The 18,930-nt window shown below is 70.7% G+C and carries 23 protein-coding genes; 15 read left to right on the forward strand and 8 right to left on the reverse strand.

Going from position 1 to position 18,930, the window contains the following annotated elements:
• Nucleotides 1–8: 8 nt before the first annotated feature.
• A complete protein-coding gene (locus NV263_RS05745; RefSeq protein WP_263251507.1) occupies nucleotides 9–1,418 on the reverse strand; it encodes a helix-turn-helix transcriptional regulator in 1,410 nt (469 codons plus the stop codon).
• A 174-nt stretch (nucleotides 1,419–1,592) separates the two neighbouring features.
• On the opposite strand from NV263_RS05745, the gene aceA reads away from it, so the two are divergent.
• Together aceA and NV263_RS05755 are read left to right on the forward strand one after the other, a co-directional pair.
• Nucleotides 1,593–2,915 carry an isocitrate lyase gene (aceA, locus tag NV263_RS05750; RefSeq protein WP_263251508.1) on the forward strand — a complete coding sequence of 441 codons (1,323 nt, stop codon included), beginning with the start codon at nucleotides 1,593–1,595 and terminating at the stop codon, nucleotides 2,913–2,915.
• A 320-nt stretch (nucleotides 2,916–3,235) separates the two neighbouring features.
• Nucleotides 3,236–3,802 carry a Uma2 family endonuclease gene (locus NV263_RS05755; protein WP_263251509.1) on the forward strand — a complete coding sequence of 189 codons (567 nt, stop codon included), beginning with the start codon at nucleotides 3,236–3,238 and terminating at the stop codon, nucleotides 3,800–3,802.
• A gap of 67 nt (nucleotides 3,803–3,869) precedes the next feature.
• Here the strand turns inward: NV263_RS05755 and NV263_RS05760 are convergent, their stop codons facing one another.
• The gene (locus NV263_RS05760; RefSeq protein WP_263251510.1) at nucleotides 3,870–4,499 is read right to left on the reverse strand and encodes a GNAT family N-acetyltransferase; all 630 of its coding nucleotides are present in this window, start codon (nucleotides 4,497–4,499) and stop codon (nucleotides 3,870–3,872) included.
• Nucleotides 4,500–4,654: 155 nt separating this feature from the next.
• On the opposite strand from NV263_RS05760, the gene NV263_RS05765 reads away from it, so the two are divergent.
• Both NV263_RS05765 and NV263_RS05770 read left to right on the forward strand, forming a co-directional pair.
• Nucleotides 4,655–5,704 (forward strand): NAD(P)H-dependent flavin oxidoreductase, encoded by a 1,050-nt coding sequence (locus NV263_RS05765; protein WP_263251511.1) that lies wholly within the window; start codon nucleotides 4,655–4,657, stop codon nucleotides 5,702–5,704.
• Nucleotides 5,705–5,787: 83 nt separating this feature from the next.
• On the forward strand, nucleotides 5,788–6,444 hold the full coding sequence (locus NV263_RS05770) for an MOSC domain-containing protein (protein ID WP_263251512.1): 657 nt from the start codon (nucleotides 5,788–5,790) through the stop codon (nucleotides 6,442–6,444).
• On the opposite strand, the gene NV263_RS05775 is transcribed toward NV263_RS05770, so the two are convergent.
• The 3 genes from NV263_RS05775 to NV263_RS05785 all read right to left on the reverse strand — a co-directional run bounded on the left by NV263_RS05775 (nucleotide 6,419) and on the right by NV263_RS05785 (nucleotide 8,510).
• Nucleotides 6,419–7,423, reverse strand: coding sequence for a methyltransferase (locus NV263_RS05775; protein ID WP_263251513.1), 1,005 nt, complete (start codon nucleotides 7,421–7,423; stop codon nucleotides 6,419–6,421). The two genes, NV263_RS05770 and NV263_RS05775, sit on opposite strands and share 26 nt — an antisense overlap.
• Before the next feature lie 29 nt (nucleotides 7,424–7,452).
• Nucleotides 7,453–7,983, reverse strand: a complete 531-nt coding sequence (locus tag NV263_RS05780; protein WP_263251514.1) for a GNAT family N-acetyltransferase — start codon at nucleotides 7,981–7,983, stop codon at nucleotides 7,453–7,455.
• A gap of 95 nt (nucleotides 7,984–8,078) precedes the next feature.
• Nucleotides 8,079–8,510 (reverse strand): VOC family protein, encoded by a 432-nt coding sequence (locus NV263_RS05785; RefSeq protein WP_263251515.1) that lies wholly within the window; start codon nucleotides 8,508–8,510, stop codon nucleotides 8,079–8,081.
• 66 nt (nucleotides 8,511–8,576) lie between these two features.
• Here NV263_RS05785 and NV263_RS05790 point away from each other — a divergent pair, with 66 nt between their 5' ends.
• The 8 genes from NV263_RS05790 (at nucleotide 8,577) to NV263_RS05825 (ending at nucleotide 14,956) form a co-directional block, all read left to right on the forward strand.
• Nucleotides 8,577–8,864 (forward strand): ArsR/SmtB family transcription factor, encoded by a 288-nt coding sequence (locus tag NV263_RS05790; protein ID WP_263251516.1) that lies wholly within the window; start codon nucleotides 8,577–8,579, stop codon nucleotides 8,862–8,864.
• A 173-nt stretch (nucleotides 8,865–9,037) separates the two neighbouring features.
• Nucleotides 9,038–10,537: a CoA-acylating methylmalonate-semialdehyde dehydrogenase gene (locus NV263_RS05795; protein ID WP_263251517.1), complete on the forward strand. Its 1,500-nt coding sequence runs from the start codon at nucleotides 9,038–9,040 to the stop codon at nucleotides 10,535–10,537.
• A 70-nt stretch (nucleotides 10,538–10,607) separates the two neighbouring features.
• Nucleotides 10,608–11,774, forward strand: a complete 1,167-nt coding sequence (locus NV263_RS05800; RefSeq protein ID WP_263251518.1) for an isobutyryl-CoA dehydrogenase — start codon at nucleotides 10,608–10,610, stop codon at nucleotides 11,772–11,774.
• Nucleotides 11,775–11,803: 29 nt separating this feature from the next.
• The gene (locus NV263_RS05805; protein ID WP_263251519.1) at nucleotides 11,804–12,838 is read left to right on the forward strand and encodes an enoyl-CoA hydratase/isomerase family protein; all 1,035 of its coding nucleotides are present in this window, start codon (nucleotides 11,804–11,806) and stop codon (nucleotides 12,836–12,838) included.
• Nucleotides 12,839–12,893: 55 nt separating this feature from the next.
• Nucleotides 12,894–13,781, forward strand: coding sequence for a 3-hydroxyisobutyrate dehydrogenase (gene mmsB / locus NV263_RS05810; RefSeq protein ID WP_263251520.1), 888 nt, complete (start codon nucleotides 12,894–12,896; stop codon nucleotides 13,779–13,781).
• A 109-nt stretch (nucleotides 13,782–13,890) separates the two neighbouring features.
• Nucleotides 13,891–14,124, forward strand: coding sequence for a hypothetical protein (locus NV263_RS05815; protein WP_263251521.1), 234 nt, complete (start codon nucleotides 13,891–13,893; stop codon nucleotides 14,122–14,124).
• Nucleotides 14,121–14,540: a ribonuclease domain-containing protein gene (locus NV263_RS05820; RefSeq protein WP_263251522.1), complete on the forward strand. Its 420-nt coding sequence runs from the start codon at nucleotides 14,121–14,123 to the stop codon at nucleotides 14,538–14,540. The genes NV263_RS05815 and NV263_RS05820 overlap by 4 nt, the downstream gene beginning before the upstream one ends.
• A 5-nt stretch (nucleotides 14,541–14,545) precedes the next feature.
• The gene (locus NV263_RS05825; protein ID WP_380759059.1) at nucleotides 14,546–14,956 is read left to right on the forward strand and encodes a barstar family protein; all 411 of its coding nucleotides are present in this window, start codon (nucleotides 14,546–14,548) and stop codon (nucleotides 14,954–14,956) included.
• Between the two features lie 130 nt (nucleotides 14,957–15,086).
• Here NV263_RS05825 and NV263_RS05830 read toward each other — a convergent pair whose 3' ends face one another.
• Nucleotides 15,087–15,275: a hypothetical protein gene (locus tag NV263_RS05830; protein WP_263251524.1), complete on the reverse strand. Its 189-nt coding sequence runs from the start codon at nucleotides 15,273–15,275 to the stop codon at nucleotides 15,087–15,089.
• Here NV263_RS05830 and NV263_RS30630 point away from each other — a divergent pair.
• Complete coding sequence (locus tag NV263_RS30630; protein WP_380759094.1) at nucleotides 15,274–15,453, forward strand: transposase; 180 nt, start codon at nucleotides 15,274–15,276, stop codon at nucleotides 15,451–15,453. The genes NV263_RS05830 and NV263_RS30630 overlap by 2 nt on opposite strands.
• Nucleotides 15,454–15,709: 256 nt before the next feature.
• Here NV263_RS30630 and NV263_RS05835 read toward each other — a convergent pair whose 3' ends face one another.
• Nucleotides 15,710–16,555, reverse strand: coding sequence for a helix-turn-helix domain-containing protein (locus tag NV263_RS05835; RefSeq protein WP_263251525.1), 846 nt, complete (start codon nucleotides 16,553–16,555; stop codon nucleotides 15,710–15,712).
• 118 nt (nucleotides 16,556–16,673) lie between these two features.
• Here NV263_RS05835 and NV263_RS05840 point away from each other — a divergent pair, with 118 nt between their 5' ends.
• Both NV263_RS05840 and NV263_RS05845 read left to right on the forward strand, forming a co-directional pair.
• Complete coding sequence (locus NV263_RS05840) at nucleotides 16,674–17,363, forward strand: SDR family NAD(P)-dependent oxidoreductase (protein WP_317630399.1); 690 nt, start codon at nucleotides 16,674–16,676, stop codon at nucleotides 17,361–17,363.
• Nucleotides 17,360–17,950 (forward strand): DsbA family oxidoreductase, encoded by a 591-nt coding sequence (locus NV263_RS05845; protein ID WP_263251527.1) that lies wholly within the window; start codon nucleotides 17,360–17,362, stop codon nucleotides 17,948–17,950. Before NV263_RS05840 ends, NV263_RS05845 begins: the two co-directional genes overlap by 4 nt.
• 163 nt (nucleotides 17,951–18,113) lie before the next feature.
• Here the strand turns inward: NV263_RS05845 and NV263_RS05850 are convergent, their stop codons facing one another.
• Complete coding sequence (locus tag NV263_RS05850) at nucleotides 18,114–18,890, reverse strand: enoyl-CoA hydratase family protein (RefSeq protein ID WP_263251528.1); 777 nt, start codon at nucleotides 18,888–18,890, stop codon at nucleotides 18,114–18,116.
• Nucleotides 18,891–18,930 lie beyond the last annotated feature (40 nt).

The following is an 18,930-nucleotide window of genomic DNA, read 5'->3' on the forward strand; positions in this document are numbered from 1 at the left end:
GCCGCCGGTCAGTCCTGGTGCGCCTCCACGAACGAGTACACGTCCGCTTCGTCCACGCCGGGGAAGGTGTCCGACGGCAGCGCCGCGAGCACGTGCGAGTGCGCGCGGGCCGACGGCCACACCATGCCCTCCCAGCGGCTGGCCAGTTCGGCGGGCGGGCGCTGGCAGCACTCGCCGTTCGGGCAGCCGGACTTGGCGTGGTTGGTGGTGTCCCGGCCGCGGAACCAGCGCGACTCGGCGTAGGGCACGCCGAGCGTGATCGCGAAGTCCCGCCCGCGGCTGGGATCCACGTGCGCCACGCACCAGTGGGTGGCCCCCGGTTTGTCGGTGTACTGGTAGTACGTCGAGTAGCGGTCCGGGGACGTGAAGACCTGGCGCCCGGCCCAGTACCGGCACATGCGCTGCCCCTCGATGGCCCCGGTCGGGTCGGTGGGGAAGACCAGGCCGTCGTTCTCGTACGCCTTGTAGATGATGCCGGTCTCGTCGTTGCGCACGAAGTGGCACACCAGGTCCAGGTACCGGGTGGCGAGGTTGGTGAACCGGTGGGCGGCCATCTCGTAGGACACCGAGAAGACGTCCCGCAGGTCCTCCACGGCCAGGTCGCGCTCCTGCTTGGCCTCCTGGAGGAACGGCACCGCGGCCGATTCCGGAACCAGGACCGCGGCGGCGAAGTAGTTGGCCTCGACCCGCTGCCGCAGGAAGTCGGCGAAGTCGCGGGGCTGGCCGTGGCCGAGGGTCAGGTGGCCGAGCGTCTGCAGCAGGATCGTCCGCGGGCTGTGCATCCCCAGGGACTCGCGTCGCAGGAAGATCCGCCGGTTCTTCAGGTCGGTGACCGAGCGGACCGAACGCGGTAGGTCGGTGACGAACCGCAGCCCGAAGCCAAGCTGGGTCGCGATCGACTGGATGAGCCCCTCGGACAGCGCCCCGCCGTGGTAGCCGACCCGGTCGAGGATCTCGGCCGCGGCCTTCTCGATCTCGGGGAAGTAGTTGCCGTGCTCGCGCATCATGCGGCGCAGCTCGGCGTTGGCCTGGCGGGCCTCCTCCGGGGTCGCGACCTGCTTGGTCTCGCGCCGCTTCAGCTCCTCGTAGAGCGCGAGCACGTGCTCCAGCGCCTCGGTGGGAACGCGTTTGCCGACCTTGAGCGGCGGTACCCCGAGGCGCTGGTACAGCGGGTCGAGCTGGGCCTTCTCCACGGCGATCTCCAGCTCGGCGCGCCGGTTCGGCGGTTTCTTGGACAGCAGTTCGTCGACCGAGGTGCCGAGCGCCTCGGCGAGCGAGCGCAGCAGCGACAGCTTCGGCTCGCGGTGACCGTTCTCCAACAGCGACAGCTGCGAGGGGGCCCGTCCGACCCGTTCGCCGAGCTCGACGAGGGTCAGTCCGGCCGCGCGGCGCAAGTGCCGGAGGCGCTGACCGAACACCAGAAGGTCATGTTCGGTCGAAAAATTACGGTCTTCTTCGGCGATGAACCCTGCCATGGCGTTGATGCTAGCAGAAAAAGAACAGAAATTAACAGGGAAATCTCGGTGTGTTTCGCCGGAGAGCGGTCAACACTGGGATCAACAGGCCGCGAGCGATCCGGAAAGGTGAACACCATGAGCCTCCAGCCAGGCATCCGCGAGCAGGCGAAGAAGGCCGCCGAGGACCTCCGGCGCGAGTGGGAGACCGACCCGCGCTGGAGGGGCATCGAGCGGACCCACACCGCCGAGGACGTCATCCGACTGCGCGGTTCCGTGCAGGAGGAGCACACGCTGGCTCGCCAGGGCGCCGAGCGGCTGTGGAAGCTGCTGCACGAGACCGACTACGTCAACGCCCTCGGCGCGCTGACCGGCAACCAGGCCGTCCAGCAGGTCCGCGCCGGGCTCAAGGCCATCTACCTGTCCGGCTGGCAGGTCGCCGCCGACGCCAACCTGGCCGGCGAGACCTACCCGGACCAGAGCCTCTACCCGGCCAACTCGGTCCCGTCGGTGGTTCGCCGGATCAACAACGCCCTCAAGCGCGCCGACCAGATCTCCTGGTCCGAGGCGCTGGACCCGCAGGCCGAGGAGGTCGAGGGCCAGTCGACCCACTGGCTGGCGCCGATCGTCGCCGACGCCGAGGCCGGGTTCGGCGGTGTGCTCAACGCCTACGAGCTGATGAAGGGCATGATCGCCGCCGGTGCCGCCGGTGTGCACTGGGAGGACCAGCTGGCCTCCGAGAAGAAGTGCGGCCACCTCGGCGGCAAGGTGCTCATCCCCACCGGCCAGCACGTCAAGACGCTCAACGCCGCCCGGCTGGCCGCCGACGTCGCCGGCGTCCCGTCGCTGGTCATCGCGCGCACCGACGCCCAGGCCGCGACGCTGCTCACCAGCGACGTCGACGAGCGCGACCGGCAGTACCTGACCGGCGAGCGCACTCCGGAGGGCTTCTTCAAGGTCCGCAACGGCATCGAGCCGTGCATCACCCGCGCGCTGGCCTACGCGCCGCACGCCGACCTGATCTGGATGGAGACCTCCACTCCGGACCTGGACGTCGCGCGGCGGTTCGCCGAGGCGGTCAAGGACAAGTACCCGGACCAGATGCTGGCCTACAACTGCTCGCCGTCGTTCAACTGGCGGAAGAACCTGGACGACAGCACCATCGCCAAGTTCCAGCGCGAACTCGGCCACATGGGCTACAAGTTCCAGTTCATCACGTTGGCGGGCTTCCACGCGCTGAACTACAGCATGTTCGACCTGGCCAAGGGCTACGCGGCGGACGGCATGACGTCCTACGTGGACCTGCAGGAGCGCGAGTTCGCCGCGGAGAAGGACGGCTACACGGCCACGCGCCACCAGCGCGAGGCGGGGACCGGTTACTTCGACCTGATCAGCACGGCGGTGAGCCCGGACTCGTCGACCACGGCGCTGGCCGGGTCCACCGAGGCCGCCCAGTTCTGAGGCGGCGTCCGGCGACGGCCGGACACCAGACCGTGATCGGCGTGGCGCGGCGCCCGGCGCCCCTGGCGGGGCGACCCGGCCCGGACCGTCCGCGCCACCGCCGATCACCCTGAACGCACCAGCGGCCCTGTGGCGGGGTGTCGGAAGATCGCGATGGTGCGGAGCGGGCGGGAACCCAGGCGTCGGGTTCCCGCCCGCTTTTTCTGTCCCACGGCCCGGTGAACGAGGCGGGCTGGATGTATCCGTGCGGGCGTGCGGCGCCTCTACAGGGCAGAGCGGCCGAACAGGGGTTCGGCCACCACCGCGGAGAGGAGCCCGCCATGCGCACGAACGCGAACGGACGTCGTTTCAACGTCCACGACCTGGCCGAGATGCCCGACGACGGCCGCCGGTACGAGCTCATCGACGGGGAACTGCTGGTGAGCCTCGCGCCGGAATGGCCGCACCAGGAGGCCGTCGGCGAGCTGTTCGTCCGGTTGCGCCAGGCGTGCACGCCGAAACACCGGGTGCTCACGGCACCGTTCGGCGTCCGGCACGACATCTTCAACGAACTGCGGCCGGACGTGCTGGTCGCCCGGTACGCCGATCTGACGCTGGAGAACCTCCCCGCACCGCCCGTGTTGGCGGTCGAGGTGAGCTCGGCCAGCAGCCTGCTCAAGGACGCGAGCCTGAAGAAGGCCGTGTACGCCCGGCTCGGTGTGCGGCACTTCTGGCTGGTGGACCCCGACCTGGACGTCCCGACGGCCACGGCCTGGGACCTCGTCGGCGGCGCCGAGTACCAGCGCGTCGAGCGCGCGGTCGGTGACGAGGTCTTCCGAACACGCAACCCGTTCCCGGTCGAGTTCTCACCGGCGGACCTCATCGCCGGCCTGCGCCCACCGGCCTAGGCGCAGCCCGTCCGCCGCCCCGCGGGGATGCCGGGCGGCGCGGTCACACCGGATCCGGGAACACCGCTCATCCGCGCGGTGTGCGCCACATGCCGTAGACGGTGAGCCCGCCTGCGACCGGGAATTCGTGGATCACCCGGAAACCGTGCTCCCGGAAGTGCGTGACGCCGGCGTGGGCGGTGGTTTCGACGTACACCGGGGTGTCGTGGTCGTCCGCGCGGTCGAGGCCGGACGCGAGCAGCGCGCCGGCGACGCCGCGCCCGCGGCGCTGCGGATGCGTGCCGATGGCGAACAGGTGCCAGTGCGGCTCGTCCGGCCGGTGGCTGTCGCTCGCGTTGAGCGTCTCGATCGCTCGCACGGCATCGGGAATCCGCCACCGGAAGATCGACAGCAATGCGGGGAGGTGGTAGAGCCGACGGGCCAGCGGGGTGACCGGCCCGCCCGGCCGGTCCCACACCGCGGCGGCCTCCAGGCGGCCGTCGCGCCAGGCGAGCTCGGCGGCGTGGCCGGGGTGTTCCTGGCTCAGCAGGAGGGAGAACAGCGGGCCGAGCTTGTCCGCGCGGTGCGCCGGATCCGGCAGCAGGGCCGCCATCCGGGGGTCGTCCTGGAACGCCGCGCCGAGCAGCTCGGCGATGGCCGGGACGTCCTCGCCGCCGGCCGTCCGGATGGTGATGTCGTCGCGCGTGGTGGTCCGCATGTCATGCCCTCCCGATCAATCCCGCAATTCCGTTATGCCTCAACAGAAAGGGGGAATGCCGGTGGGAGAGCAGTGGTGGTCGACACATCCGCGGCCGGGGTGACCCGCACGACGGCGCGGTGCGCCGCCCCAGGTGCCCGGACTACGGTCGGAGGATGATCGCAGCACGGTCGATTCCGGTCGTCGTCGCGCCGATGGCGGGCGGGATCTCGACGCCCGAACTCGTCGCGGCGGTGTGTTCGGCGGGTGGGTTCGGTTTCCTGGCAGCGGGTTACCTCTCCGAGGAGGCGCTCGCCGAGCAGATCGCCACGACCCGTTCGCTGACCTCCGAGCCGTTCGGCGTGAACCTGTTCGTCCCCGGCGAGCGCAGCGACGTCGACCTGGAGCCCTACCGGCGTCGTGTGGAGGCCGAGGCGGACCGGTACGGCGTCGCGGCGGGCCCCCCGCACTGGGACGACGACCAGTACCAGGCGAAGGTCGAGCTCGTCATCGCCGAGCGGGTGCCGGTCGTGTCGTTCACCTTCGGCGCACCGGAGAAGTCCACTGTGGACCGCCTGCACGAGGTGGGTGCCGAGGTGGTCGTCACGGTCACCACGCCGCGCGAGGCGCGCGTCGCCGCCGAGGTGGGCGCCGACCTGCTGTGCGTGCAGGGCATGGAAGCGGGTGGGCACCGCGCGGTGTTCGACGACGACGAGCGGTCCGCGGGCGGCGGCCCGCTGTACGGGCTGCTGGCGGCGCTGCGGATGGTCCAGGCCGAGGTGGATCTGCCCGTGGTGGCCGCCGGTGGCCTGGTGCACGGCGCGGACGTCGCCGCGGTGCTGGCCGCCGGGGCGGTCGCCGCGCAGCTGGGGACCGCCTTCCTGGTGTGCGACGAGGCCGGAACGCAACCCGCGCAGCGGTCCGAGATCGCGTCCGGACAGCGGGAGACCGGTGTGACCAGGGCGTTCAGCGGTAGGCCCGCGCGCGGTCTGGTGAACCGGTTCATGACCGAGCACGGACCCGAGGCTCCGGCGGCCTATCCCCAGCTGCACCACCTCACCAAGCCGGTGCGGGGTGCGGTGGGCAAGGCCGGGGATCCCGAGGCGATGTCGTTGTGGGCCGGGCAGACCTACGCCCAGGCGCGCCCGCTGCCCGCCGCGGAACTCGTCTCGCGGCTGGTCGAGGAGGCCCGGCAGGCGGTGGAACGGGCGCGCGGCCTGCTCTGACGAGCCTGCGCACGGCGACGGCACCGCCGCTGGCGCGCCACTCCCCGGATCCGGTTCGCCGGACGGGCGGTTAGGTTGGGTCGGTGGGGTACGTCGAATCAGTGAACGTCGCGGTGGTGCGGACCGGTGCCTGGACGGGGCGGGTCGGGCGCAGCGGTATCGACAAGCGTCCGATGCCGGGGCCCGTGTGGTTCGGCACCGCCGGCGTCGAGGGCGACACCGTCTGCGACACCAAGCACCACGGAGCCTGGTACCAGGCGGCCTACGCGTTCGACACCGAGGAGCTGCGGTACTGGACCGCCGAACTCGGCCAGGAGCTGTCCGCGGGCAACGCCGGGGAGAACCTGACCCTCACCGGCTGCGAGAGCAGCGTCGCGGTGATCGGGGAGCGGTGGCGGATCGGCGGCGCGGTGCTGCGGGTGACCGGGCCGCGCACCCCGTGCAAGGTCTTCGCCGGGTTCTGGGACGTGCAGGGACTGGTCAAGCGGTTCACCCAGCACGGCCGCACCGGTGCGTACCTTGCCGTCGAGGAACCGGGCGAGGTGCGCGCGGGCGACCCCGTCGAGCTGCTGTCCCGGCCGGATCACGGGGTGAGCGTCGCCGAGGTGTTCGCGTTCCGCTCCCAGGGCCGCCGGGAGCTCGCCGACCGGATGGTGGCGGCGCTGCCGGACCTGCCGGAGCCGTGGCGCGCCAACGTCGCCGCCCTCCTGCCGGTCACGGACTCGGCAGGCACTCGATGATGGTGTAGCCGTTGTCGAGCGGCGTGATGTCGTGCACCGAGAGCCCGGCTGCTTCGGCGACCCGCTCGGTGCCTTCCAGATCGCGCATCCGGCCACCGACGTAGATCATCATCCGCAGGTCCATCTCGGTGAACAGGTCCATGCGCTGCGGATCGGGCAGCATCTCGACGATGACCACGCGTCCGCGCTCGGTGGTGGCGTCGGTGCAGTGGCGCAGGATGAGGGTCGCGTCCTCGTCGTCCCAGTCACCGAGGACGTCGCACAGGATCACGGCGTCCGCCTCGACGGGCAGCGGTTCGAAGAAGTTCGCGGTGACCACCTCGGCGCGGTCGGCCACGCCCTGCTCGTCCAGGTAGCGCGCGGCGTTGCGAGCCGGGCCGACCAGGTCGACCAGGTATCCGCGCAGCTGGGGGTGGCTGCGCAGCAGCTCGGCGAGGAGCACGCCCTTGCCGCCGCCGACGTCGGCCACCCGGCTGTAGACGCTCCAGTCGTGCGCGGTGGCGACCGCCGGGGCGATGCCGTGCGTCTTGGTCTCCATCAGCGAGTCGAACGAGGTGGACAGCTGCGGGTTGTGCGCCAGGTCCTCCCAGAACGACCTGCCGAACGCCGCGGAGTAGGCCGAGTGGTGGCCGCGGACCTGTTCGATGAGCTCGACGAAGGCCAGGTCCGCGCGACCCACCGCGCCGTCGAGGTCAAGCCACGGTTGCGGGCCGTCGGGCGCGTCGCTGCGCAGCGCGTCCGACACCTCGTTCGGTCCGAACACGTCCTGCTCCGGCTCGGTGAACACGCCGTGGTGCACCAGGAAGCGCAGGACGCGGCCGAGCGGGTCGGGTTCGGCGTGGCAGCGCTTGGCGATGTCGGTGAGCGCCACCGGTCCGTCCTTGACCACGTCCGGGACGCGGAGCGTGGCAGCGGTGCGCACCGCGAACGGCATCGCCAGGTCGGCGAGCGCCCAGACGTCCTCCGGCTCACGGGGCATGCGTCGCAGCGTAAGCCCGCAGCAGGAGATCAGCGCGCCGCGATCTCCCGGCCGAGGACGAGGACCCGCAGCGGAAGCCCGAGCCAGCGGAAGGGCCCGGTGAGCGTCCGGAAACCGCGGCGGCGGTAGAACTCCCGGGCCCGGTGGTTGTCGACGGCGTTGGTGCTGAGCACCATGCGCCGCTGCGGGACGCGCTTCTCGGCCTCCTCCAGCAGCGCGGTGCCGACGCCGAGGCGCTGCACGTCGGGGTGCACGTGGAGTTCCGCCACCTCGAAGGCGTCGTCCAGCCAGTGCAGGTTCTCGGTCATCGCGAGTTCGGGACGTACCTGGCGCGGCCACCAGTCGCGGCTCGCGGTCGGCCAGCCGACGAGCATGCCGACCAGTTCGTCGTCGCGGAAGGCGCCGAGCGCGAGCAGCCCGTCGAGGTCGGTGACCTCGTCGAGGTACCTCGCGACGAGGATGCCGCCGGGCTGGTCCGCATCGGTCATCGCGGTCCGCGCGAGCGTGCGCGCCGGTGCCAGGTGCTCTGCCAGGTCGAAGGGCCTGATGTCGACGTCCACGTCCCGAGTCAACACGATCGGGCGCCGCGTTGTCCGGTGAATGCGGCGATCTCGTGCTCGTGCGGCGCCGGGCGAGCGGGAGGCCAGTGCGGTGGCTAGACCCCGTAGACGCCCTCGGTGACCGCCTTCGGGATCCCCGGGCTGTGTCCGCGCGTCACGTCCCAGGTCCAGAACTCGACGATGTTGTGGTCCGGGTCGGCCACGTACGCCGACCGGGCGGCGCGGTCGCCGAACTCGACCTCGTCGACGTGGGCGCCGCGGGAGCGCAGTTCCGCGACCACGGCGTCGTACTCCTCGCCGTCGACCGACAGCGCGTAGTGGACGTGGACGCCGCCGCGCGCCCGTGCGATGCCCATGTTCGGCTTCCACAGGCCGATCCGGGTTCCGCCCGCGAGCACCCAGACCGCCTCGCGCGGGCTCTCCCAGCGCTCGATCACCGGGAAACCCAGCACCTCCGCGTAGAAGCGTTCCGCCGCCGCCAGATCGGCGACCTCCAGGACCAGCTCGTTCACGCCTGCCGTCTTCATCGGGCACCACCTATATAGGAGAGTTCCTATAGAAGATGTATAGGAGATTAGCGATATAGTTCGCCCATGGGCAAGAGCGACGTGGAGCGTGCGGCGAGCCTCTTCCGGGCGATGGGGCACCCGATCCGGTTGGGTGTCCTGGAACGGCTGCGCCGGGAAGGTGAGATCTGCGCCTGCGACTTCACCGAGCACTTCGGCGTCAGCCAGCCGACGATCTCCGGGCACCTGCGCACGCTCCGGGAGGCCGGACTGGTCCGGACCCGCCGCGACGGCACCACCATCTGCTACTCGCTGGCCCCCGAGGTGATCGACGAGGTCCGCCGGATGGCTGATTCCCTCCGATCCGCCGCGTGAACGATTCCCCTGCGCCGCCGGTCGGCGGTGCGCCGTCCACCGCCGGCCGCGCGGGCGGTGCGAATTCCGCGAATGTGATGTAGCGCACCCTGTTGCATTCGTCCGCTGCGGGGGAATGATTGGGGTACCAAAGGTTTGTCTTCCGAGTAAACCGACTCGGCGAGAGGTGCGGTATGACCAACGAGCTGGAGCACTTCATCGGCGGCAAGCGCGTGGCGGGGACGTCGGGCTCCTTCGGTGACGTGTTCGACCCCAACACCGGCGAGGTGCAGGCCCGGGTGCCGTTCGCCTCCGCCGACGAGGTCACGGCCGCGGTGGACGACGCGGCGAAGGCGCAGCCCGCCTGGGCGGCGCAGAACCCGCAGAAGCGGGCCCGCGTGCTCATGCGGTTCCTGCAGCTGGTCAACGACGAGATGGACTCGCTGGCCCGGCTGCTGTCCTCCGAGCACGGCAAGACCGTCGCCGACGCCAAGGGCGACATCCAGCGCGGTCTGGAGGTCGTGGAGTTCGCCTGCGGCATCCCCCACCTGCTCAAGGGGGAGTACAGCGAGAGCGTCGGCACCGGCATCGACGTCTACTCGATGCGCCAGCCGCTCGGCGTGGTCGCCGGGATCACCCCGTTCAACTTCCCGGCGATGATCCCGCTGTGGAAGGCCGCGCCCGCGATCGCCTGCGGCAACGCGTTCGTGCTCAAACCGTCCGAGCGCGACCCGTCGGTGCCGCTGCGGCTGGCGGAGCTGTTCGTCGAGGCCGGGCTGCCGCCGGGCGTGTTCAACGTGGTCAACGGCGACAAGACCGCGGTGGACGCCATCCTCACCGAGCCGCGGATCGAGGCGGTCGGCTTCGTCGGTTCCTCGTCGATCGCCGAGTACATCTACTCCACCGCCGCCGCGCACGGCAAGCGCGCGCAGTGCTTCGGCGGCGCCAAGAACCACCTGATCGTCATGCCCGACGCCGACCTGGACCAGGCCGCCGACGCGCTGATCGGTGCCGGGTACGGGTCGGCCGGGGAGCGCTGCATGGCGATCTCGGTCGCCGTGCCGGTCGGCGAGCCGACCGCGCAGGCGCTGATGGAGAAGCTGGTCGAACGGGTCAACCGGCTCAAGATCGGCACCAGCTTCGACGAGTCCGCCGACTTCGGGCCGCTGGTGACGCCGCAGGCCGTCCAGCGGGTGCGCGACCTCATCGGGGTCGGCGTCGAGGAGGGTGCGGAGCTGGTCGTCGACGGCCGCGACTTCCGGTTGGAGGGCCACGAGAACGGCTTCTTCCTCGGCGCTTCGCTGTTCGACCACGTCACCCCGGACATGCGGATCTACCAGGAGGAGATCTTCGGTCCCGTGCTGTCGGTGGTGCGCGCCGCCGACTACGACGAGGCGCTGCGGCTGCCGACCGAGCACGAGTACGGCAACGGCGTGTCGATCTTCACCAGGGACGGCGACGCGGCGCGGGAGTTCGCGGCGCGGGTGAACACCGGCATGGTGGGCGTCAACGTGCCCATCCCGGTCCCGATCGCCTACCACACCTTCGGCGGCTGGAAGCGGTCCGGCTTCGGTGACCTCAACCAGCACGGGCCGGACTCGATCCGCTTCTACACCAAGACCAAGACCGTCACCTCGCGCTGGCCGTCCGGGCTCAAGGAGGGCGCCAGCTTCACCATCCCCACCATGCACTGACCCGGCGACGCCGGCGGGCCGCGGGCGATCCCCGCGGTCCGCGGCGACGCCGCGTCCGAAGGGAGCCGACGTGTCCGTCACCGCGGTACCCGCGTCCCCGTTCGAACTCACCGGGGACCAGCGCGCTTTCCAGGAGGCCGCCCGGGAGTTCGCCACCGAGCAGCTCGCCCCGCACGCCGTCGAATGGGACCAGGACAAGCACTTCCCGGTCGAGGTGATCCGCGCGGCCGGACAGCTCGGCATCGGCGGTGTCTACGTGGACGAGGCGGTCGGCGGCAGCGGGCTGAGCCGGTTCGACTCGGTGCTGATCTTCGAAGCGCTGGCGACCGGTGATCCGTCGATCGCCGCCTACATCTCCATCCACAACATGTGCGCCGGGATGATCGACCGGTTCGGCACGGCCGAACAGCGGGCCCGGTGGCTGCCCGGGTTGTGCTCGGCGGAACGGCTCGCCAGCTACTGCCTCACCGAGCCCGGCGCGGGGTCGGACGCGGCCGCGTTGCAGACCAGGGCCGTTCGCGAGGGCGACGAGTACGTGCTGCACGGCGTCAAGCAGTTCATCTCCGGCAGCGGTGCCGCCGACGTCTACGTCGTGATGGCGCGCACCGGCGGGGCCGGCGCGAAGGGCATCTCCACGTTCGTCGTGGAGGCGGGCGCTGCCGGGCTCTCCTTCGGCGCCAACGAGAAGAAGATGGGCTGGAACGCCCAGCCCACCCGACAGGTGATCTTCGACGGGGTCCGGGTCCCGGCCGACCAGCGGCTCGGAGCGGAGGGCGACGGGTTCAAGATCGCGATGACCGGGTTGGACGGGGGTCGGCTCAGCATCGCCGCCTGCTCGCTCGGCGGGGCGCAGGCCGCGCTCGACAAGAGCCTCGCCTACGTGCGGGAACGCAGCGCGTTCGGCAGCAAGATCGGTGAGTTCCAGGCGTTGCAGTTCAAGCTCGCCGACATGGCCACCGAACTGGAGGCCGCCCGGCTGCTGCTGTGGCGGGCGGCGCACGCGCTGGACGCGCGGGACCCGGCGGCGACCCGGCTGTGCGCGATGGCCAAGCGGCTGGCCACCGACGTCGGGTTCGCGGTGGCCAACGAGGCCCTTCAGATCCACGGTGGATACGGATACCTTGCCGAGTACGGCCTGGAGAAGATCGTCCGCGACCTGCGGGTCCACCAGATCCTCGAAGGCACCAACGAAATCATGCGACTGATCATCTCCCGCGGCCTGCTCGGCCAGGCGTGAGCCGCGGGAGGTCCAAGACGGGAGGCGTCGTGGCAGAGCCCGAGATCCTGCTCCGCGAGCAGGGCGCACTCGGACGGATCACCCTCAACCGGCCCAAGGCGTTGAACTCGTTGACGCTGGGTATGGTGCGGACCATGGCGGAGGCGTTGCACCGCTGGCGCGACGCCGACCACGTCCGCGCCGTGCTGATCGACGGGGCGGGGGAGCGCGGACTGTGCGCGGGCGGCGACGTCCGCGCCCTGCACGACGCCGTCAAGGCCGGTGACGAGTCGCTGCCCGCGACGTTCTGGGCCGAGGAGTACCGGCTCAACGCCGCGCTGGCGGCCTACCCCAAGCCGGTCGTCGGGTTGATGGACGGCATCTGCATGGGCGGTGGGGTCGGCATCACCGCGCACGGTTCGCACCGGGTGGTCACCGAGCGCTCCAAGATCGGGATGCCCGAGGTCGGCATCGGCTTCGTCCCCGACGTCGGCGGGACCTACCTGCTGTCGCGGGCGCCGGGCGAGCTGGGCACGCACCTGGCGCTCACCGGCGCGCCGGTCACCGGGGCCGACGCGGTGCTGTGCGGGCTCGCCGACCACCACGTGGACAGCGGCAACCTGGCCGCGCTGATCGACTCGCTCGCCGGGGGTGACGTCGACGAGGCGCTGCGCAAGTTCGCCGAGCAGCCGCCGACCGCGGAGCTCGCCGCGCACCGGGAGTGGATCGACGCCGCGTACGCCGCGCCGACCGTCGAGGAGATCCTGCGGCGCCTGCGGGAACGCCCGGAGGAGGCCGCGCACGCCGCCGCGGCGACGATCGAGCAGAAGTCGCCGACCTCGCTGAAGGTGACGCTGCGCTCGCTGCGCACCGGCTTCACCTCCCTCGAACAGGCCCTGGAGCAGGAGTTCCGGGTGTCCATGGCCTCCATCCGCATCGGCGACTTCGTGGAGGGCGTGCGGGCGACCCTGGTGGACAAGGACCGCAACCCCCGCTGGTCCCCGGCGACCCTGCCGGAGGTCGACGACGCGAAGGTGGCGGCGTTCTTCGAGCCGGCCGGGGAGGAGCTGGACCTGTCCAGCTGATCCCCCGGTGACCGGTCTTGCTCGGTGAACCCAGTCGGCGCAGAAGGGAATGACAATGGCTGTCATCGGATTCATCGGACTCGGCCACATGGGCGGTCCGATGTCGGCGAACCTGGTCAAGGCCGGTCACACCGTCCAGGGCTTCGACCTGGTGCCGGCGGCCCTGGAGGTCGCCGAGCGGCACGGGGTCGCGGTGGCGGAGTCGGCGGTCGGGGCGGTCACCGGCGCCGACGCGGTGATCACCATGCTGCCCAGCGGCAAGCACGTGCTCGGCTGCTACGACGAGATCCTCCCGGCGGTGGCGCCGGGCACCCTGCTCATCGACTCGTCCACAGTGGACGTCGCGGATGCGCGGCGAGCGCACGAGCTGGCCGCCGAGGCCGGTCTCCCGGCCGTCGACGCCCCGGTCTCCGGCGGCACCGCCGGGGCCGAGGCGGGCACCCTCACGTTCATGGTCGGCGGCCCCGAGGAGGCGTTCCGCCGGGCCGAGCCGGTGCTGGAACCGATGGCCCGCAAGGTGATCCACTGCGGCGGCCCCGGCAACGGCCAGGTCACCAAGATGTGCAACAACCTCATCCTCGGGGCGTCGATGATCGCGGTGAGCGAGGCGTTCGTGCTCGGCGAACGGCTCGGCCTGCCGCACGAGGCGCTCTACGACGTGGCGTCGATCTCCACCGGCCAGTGCTGGGCGCTCACCACCAACTGCCCGGTCCCCGACCTGGTGGAGACCAGCCGCGCCAACCACGACTACGAGCCGGGCTTCGCCGCCGCGCTCATGCTCAAGGACCTCAAGCTGGCCGCTTCGGCGGCCGAGCAGAGCGGCACGGACGCGGCGATCGGTCGCCTCGCCACCGAGCTCTACCAGCGCTTCAACGACGAGGGCGGCGGGGGCTACGACTTCGGCGCCATCATCAACTCCATCCGCGCGCACTCCGGCGAGTAGCGCGGAAACCGCCGGGGCGGCAGGTGGTCGACCGGTTGCTCGGAGTAGTCGCGGAGCGGGGGTCAGGTCCGCGCACGGGGTCGGCGCGGCGCGCGTACCCTGACGCTCTGTGTTGGAGTGGCTGGTCGCGTGGTGGGACGGCGTCGAGCTGTGGCTCGTGCAGCTCCCGTACCCGGTGCAGGTGATCCTGGTGATGGCGGTGCTGCTGCCGCTGTCCTGGGGACTGGCCCGGGTCATCGACCGGGGCGTGGACGGTCTGGGCGCGAAGCTGACCCGCGTCCGGGACGCCGAGCCCCCGGTCGGCCGCCGGGACGGCGAGGACCGGAAGGGGACTGCGGCGTGAGCTCGCGCAAGCGCATCACGGTCGCGCTGGTCGGGCTGATCGCCCTGGTCGTGGTCGGCTGGTTCGTCCGCGACTACGCCGACGGCGGCGCCCGGCCGCAGTCCGCGGTGCCGGGGGCGGCCGAGTCCGGCCTGCCGGTGCGCGCCCTGTCCACGTTGCCGCCCGAGGCGGGGCGGACGTGGCAGTTGATCGTGCGCGGCGGTCCGTTCCCGTACCCGTCCCGGGACGGCACGACGTTCGGCAACCGGGAGCACCGGCTGCCGAACGAGCCGCGCGGCTACTACCACGAGTACACGGTCCCCACCCCCGGCTCGCACGACCGCGGGCCGCGGCGGCTGGTCACCGGACAGCGGTCCGAGCTGTACTACACCGGCGATCATTACGAGTCGTTCGTGGTTGTCGATCCCCACGGTTGAGTGCGATGTTTGCGACGAAGTGGCCTCTCAGGAGGAAGGAGCCCGCGGTGGGCGAAGCGGAACAGCTCTCCGCCGGAGTCACCGCTCGCCAGGCCGTCGAGGACGCCGAGCGGCGCGGTGCCGTCCCGCACCTGCTGGACGGCGCGGACCTGCTGAGCAAGCGGACGGTGCTGGACGGCATCGCCGCGGTGTTGAACTTCCCGGAGTGGGCGGGCCGCAACCTGGACGCCCTCTACGACTGCCTCACCGACCTGACCTGGCTGCCGGAGGGCGAGCACGTGCTGGTCTGGTCCGGTCACCGGGCACTGGCCGAGCACGACCCGAAGGCGTACCGGGGCATCAACGCCGTTCTGCAGGACGCGTCCGAGAACTCCCTGTGCGGCCGCACCTTCACGGCGGTCCTGCCCCGGGACTGACGTGATCGCCCGTTCGTGATCACGGCACGCTCGCAGGAGCCATCGGTCCCCTGAAGTTGCTGCTGGGCTTTCGCACCCCGCAAGCGTTACGCGAGATCGGCCGCAGCCGGCTGGTGTCCTGGATGCAAATTCACAACATCGCCCAGGCCAGCAAGGTGGCCGACGCGGCTCTGGCCGCCGCCGAATCCCAGCACACGAGTCTGGTGGGCGAAGAGTGCGCGGCCGAGATCGTCAAATCCGGCAGATCCTGGAGCTCAACGATGAACTCGACGAGCTGGACCGGCTCATCGAGCAGGAATTCCGCCAGCACCACCAGCATGCCCGGATTCGGGCAGCGCCTGGGAGCCGAGTTCATCGCCGCGACCGGAGGTGATGTCGCCGCGTTGGGCAGCGCTGACCGGCTGGCGGCTTTCGCCGGGCTAGCGCCAGCACCGCGGGATTCAGGCGGATCAGCGGCAATCTCCGCCGTCCGCAGCGGTTCAACCGACGCCTGCTGAGGGCCTGCTTCATGGCCGCGCAGATCAGCATCCAGTGCTGCCCCGAATCGAAGCGGTAATACGAGCAGAAACGGGCGGAAGGAAAGAAGCACACCCAGGCCGTGCTGTGCCTAGCCCGGCGGCGGATGAACCTGCTATGGGCAATGCTGCGTGACCATCAGCCCTTCCGGCCGGAACCACCGGATGCCGCGACACCGGTCGAGCTGGCCGATCTGGCCGCGGCGTGACCCGATATCAGCCAGTCCAACTGTGTTCATCACTGTGCGGAGCGCGTGTCCAGTTGCTGGAGCCCGATCGTGCGCAGCAGTGCCAGCCGTCCGGCAGCGTCGTCGTCGGGTGGGGTGAACATGACGACGCGGGCGTCGCTGTTTGGCACGGTGAAGACATCGCAGTCAAGCGTGATCTGGCCGATCTGCGCGTGATGAATGGTCTTGGTGTCACTGACGTGTGCGCCGACTTTGCGTGACGCCCAGAGCTGGGCGAAGCGGTCGCTGGCGGCGTGCAGGTCGCGGATCAGCGAGGTGATGGCCTTGTCGGTGGGGAAGCGTGCCGTTGCCGCTTGCAGATCGGCGACCACCGCTCGTTCGAAGCGATCGCTGGCCGTGGCGGTGTGCTCGATTGTGCCACTCCGGCCTGTGAAATGGAGCCAGAGCACGTTGCGGTCCCGTTCGGGGAGGGCGGACGGGTCGCCGAGCAGTGCAGCAAAGAGCGGGGTCCACGCCCGCAGGGTCCAGGCGAGATCGTAGACGCCGATGGCCTCGTCTGGCCGCCGGTCGAGCAGCCGCAGCACGCTGTCGGTGAGCGCGGCCGAGCTTACGACCCTTTCGGGCGCGCGCAGCCCAGCAAGCCAGAACAGGTGCTTGCGCTCGTCGTTGTTCAAACGCAGCGCGCGAGCCAACGACGCTACGACTTGCGGCGATGGCGTTGCCCGGCCTTGTTCGAGACGGACGAGGTAGTCGACGGAGATCCCGGTCAGCCGCGCGAGCTCCTCACGACGCAGCCCACTCACCCTCCGGGGGCTGTCGTGTGGGATCCCAACCTCGGCCGGGAGCACCCGGTTGCGCCACGCGCGCAACGTCGCGGCGAGATCGGTAGTCGTCACCGCGCCATTGTGGACCGGCCGGGACGCTCGGTGGGTGGTACAGATTTTCCTACCGAAAGTCGTGGCCTGGTTGCCGCCGCCGCGAAGGTGGATGGTCCGGGATATGACAACGACATTGGTGACCGGTGCGACGCGCGGCATCGGCCGGGAGGTGGTCGCGCAACTCGTTGCGGCAGGCCACGAGGTGCTGCTCGGAGCGCGCGACCGCGCAGCCGGAGACCGAGCCGCCGCCGCGATCGGCGCAGAGGTGGTGGAACTCGACGTCACCGACGACGCCTCCGTCGCGCGCGCGGCCCAGATGGTGCGCCGCCGAGGCGGCCTGGACGTACTGGTCAACAACGCTGGTGTTCCGGGGCATGCGTGTGATGCGACCGAGATCGACGCAGCGACGATCCGTGCCGTGTTCGAGACCAACGTCTTTGGTGTCGTCCGCACAATGCATGCGTTCGCTGGGCTGCTGCGCGCGAGTGCGCAGCCGGTCGTGGTGAACGTCAGCAGCGGGTTGGGGTCGATTGCGGCGGCCGTCGATCCAGACGCGCATGTGGACACGGTGCCGGTATGGGTTCCTGCGTTGCACTACGGCGCGTCGAAGGCGGCGCTGAACATGCTCACCGTCCAGTACGCGCGGGCGTGTCCTTGGATGCGGATCAACGCCGTCGATCCGGGCTTTACCGCGACCGACTTCAACGACCACCGCGGCACCCGGTCGGTGGCCGACGCGGCCCGCGTCGTCGTAGACCTGGCCACGATTGGTTTCGACGGACCCACCGCGACCTTCACCGGCGACCACGGGACGGTGCCGTGGTGAGCCGGGTCGAGATTGTCCTGGACTTCGTCTGCGCGTTCTCCTACCTCGGATTCACCCGGCTGCGGGTCGTCGCAGAGCAGCTGCGCTCAGGGGGTGCAGATGTCGGCATCGACATCAGCCCGCATCAGCTGCGACCGCAGGCACCAGACGTCCCCGAGCCGATCTTCGAGGTACACCGCCGAGACCGCGGCGAGGAGTTCGCCCGCCAGGTCCGAACCGATCGGAGCCTCGGCCGCGACGACGGACTGACCTTCCGGTTCGACCGCGCTTTGTTCGTCAACACCGAGCGCGCCCACCGTCTCGCCGCGCTCGCCGGGCAGCAGGGTTTAGCCGAATCGATGACCGAACGCCTCTTCCGTGCTTACTTCACGGACGGGCTCGACATCGCCGACCTTGAGACCTTGCGCGATCTCGCGCGACGTGTCGGCGCCGACCCGGCCCAGCCATGGCCGGATATCAGCGAGGCCCTCAAGCGGAACAGCGAGGCCGGGGTCACCGATACCCCCGTCTTCCGTTTCGCCAACGGCACCGTCCTAGCCGGCGAGCAAACCACACAGACGCTGCACGATGCGCTGTCAGCGAGCTGACTTTGACCGCGCGAGACGCCGACGATGAGCAGGACCCGACCCGAGCCTTCGAACACTCGGAGGGTTGACAGGCAGATTGGGATTCCCGTTCGCCGTTCGCCTGGTGCCGCACTGGTTGCTCGCCGACGGGCCGTGGCGCAGCCGCATCGGCGGTGAGTGAGCGTCAGCGCAGCGCTTCCGGGACCCAGTGCGGTTTGCGCTTCTCGGCGAAGGCGCGCATGCCCTCCTGGCCCTCCTCACCGGCGAAGTGCTGCGCGGAGAGGTCGAGCATCCGCGCGAAGGCTTCGCCCATGTCCGCCGGTCGGCGGCTGGTCAGCATCTCCTTGGTGGCGGCGAGCGCGTTCGGACCGCCGAGGGCGAGCATGTCGGTGTAGCGCTTGACCTCGGCGTCGAGGGAGTCGGCGGGCACGGCCGAGTTGACCAGGCCGATGTCGGCGGCGCGGTGCGCGTCGAAGGTCTCGCCGGTGAGGAACAGCTCGTGCGCCTGGCGCGGGTCGAGGCGGGGCAGCACCGTCACCGAGATCACCGCCGGGACGACGCCGATGCGGACCTCGGAGAAGGCGAACGTGGCGGTGTCGGCGGCGACCGCGATGTCGCACGCGGCGACCATGCCGACGCCGCCGGCGCGAGCCGGGCCCGCGAGCTTGGCGACCACCGGCTTCGGGCTGGTCCACAGCTGTTCGAGGATCGCGGGGAACTCCTGCACGCCCTGGTCGTCGGCGCCCGCGGAACGGGACTCCTTGAGGTCCATCCCGGCGCAGAACACCGGACCGGTGTGGTCGAGCACGACCACCCGCACCGCCGGGTCGTCGGCCGACGCGGTCAGGTGCTCGCGCAGCTCCCGCCGCAGCTGGGCGGACAGCGCGTTGCGGTTGTGCGGTGAGTCCAGGGTGATCGTCGCGATGCCGTCGGCGACGGTCCGGTGCACGAGTTCGTCCATGACCGGCACGTTATCGGCAGGGTTCGCGCGGCGACCAGTG

Source organism: Saccharopolyspora rosea (assembly GCF_025643595.1).
In the GTDB taxonomy this organism is placed as follows: Bacteria; Actinomycetota; Actinomycetes; order Mycobacteriales; family Pseudonocardiaceae; genus Saccharopolyspora; species Saccharopolyspora rosea.

Bases quoted from the DNA above. Each gene is read 5' to 3' on its own strand.
- NV263_RS05790 (WP_263251516.1), top strand. From the start codon at position 8,577: ATGGGCAAGAGCGACGTGGAGCGTGCGGCGAGCCTCTTCCGGGCGATG.
- NV263_RS05765 (WP_263251511.1), top strand. From the start codon at position 4,655: ATGATCGCAGCACGGTCGATTCCGGTCGTCGTCGCGCCGATGGCGGGC.
- mmsB (WP_263251520.1), top strand. From the start codon at position 12,894: ATGGCTGTCATCGGATTCATCGGACTCGGCCACATGGGCGGTCCGATG.
- NV263_RS05775 (WP_263251513.1), bottom strand. From the start codon at position 7,423: ATGCCCCGTGAGCCGGAGGACGTCTGGGCGCTCGCCGACCTGGCGATG.
- NV263_RS05830 (WP_263251524.1), bottom strand. From the start codon at position 15,275: ATGCTGGTGGTGCTGGCGGAATTCCTGCTCGATGAGCCGGTCCAGCTC.
- NV263_RS05755 (WP_263251509.1), top strand. From the start codon at position 3,236: ATGCGCACGAACGCGAACGGACGTCGTTTCAACGTCCACGACCTGGCC.
- NV263_RS05760 (WP_263251510.1), bottom strand. From the start codon at position 4,499: ATGCGGACCACCACGCGCGACGACATCACCATCCGGACGGCCGGCGGC.
- aceA (WP_263251508.1), top strand. From the start codon at position 1,593: ATGAGCCTCCAGCCAGGCATCCGCGAGCAGGCGAAGAAGGCCGCCGAG.
- NV263_RS05850 (WP_263251528.1), bottom strand. From the start codon at position 18,890: ATGGACGAACTCGTGCACCGGACCGTCGCCGACGGCATCGCGACGATC.
- NV263_RS05785 (WP_263251515.1), bottom strand. From the start codon at position 8,510: ATGAAGACGGCAGGCGTGAACGAGCTGGTCCTGGAGGTCGCCGATCTG.
- NV263_RS30630 (WP_380759094.1), top strand. From the start codon at position 15,274: ATGCCCGGATTCGGGCAGCGCCTGGGAGCCGAGTTCATCGCCGCGACC.
- NV263_RS05825 (WP_380759059.1), top strand. From the start codon at position 14,546: ATGTTTGCGACGAAGTGGCCTCTCAGGAGGAAGGAGCCCGCGGTGGGC.
- NV263_RS05795 (WP_263251517.1), top strand. From the start codon at position 9,038: ATGACCAACGAGCTGGAGCACTTCATCGGCGGCAAGCGCGTGGCGGGG.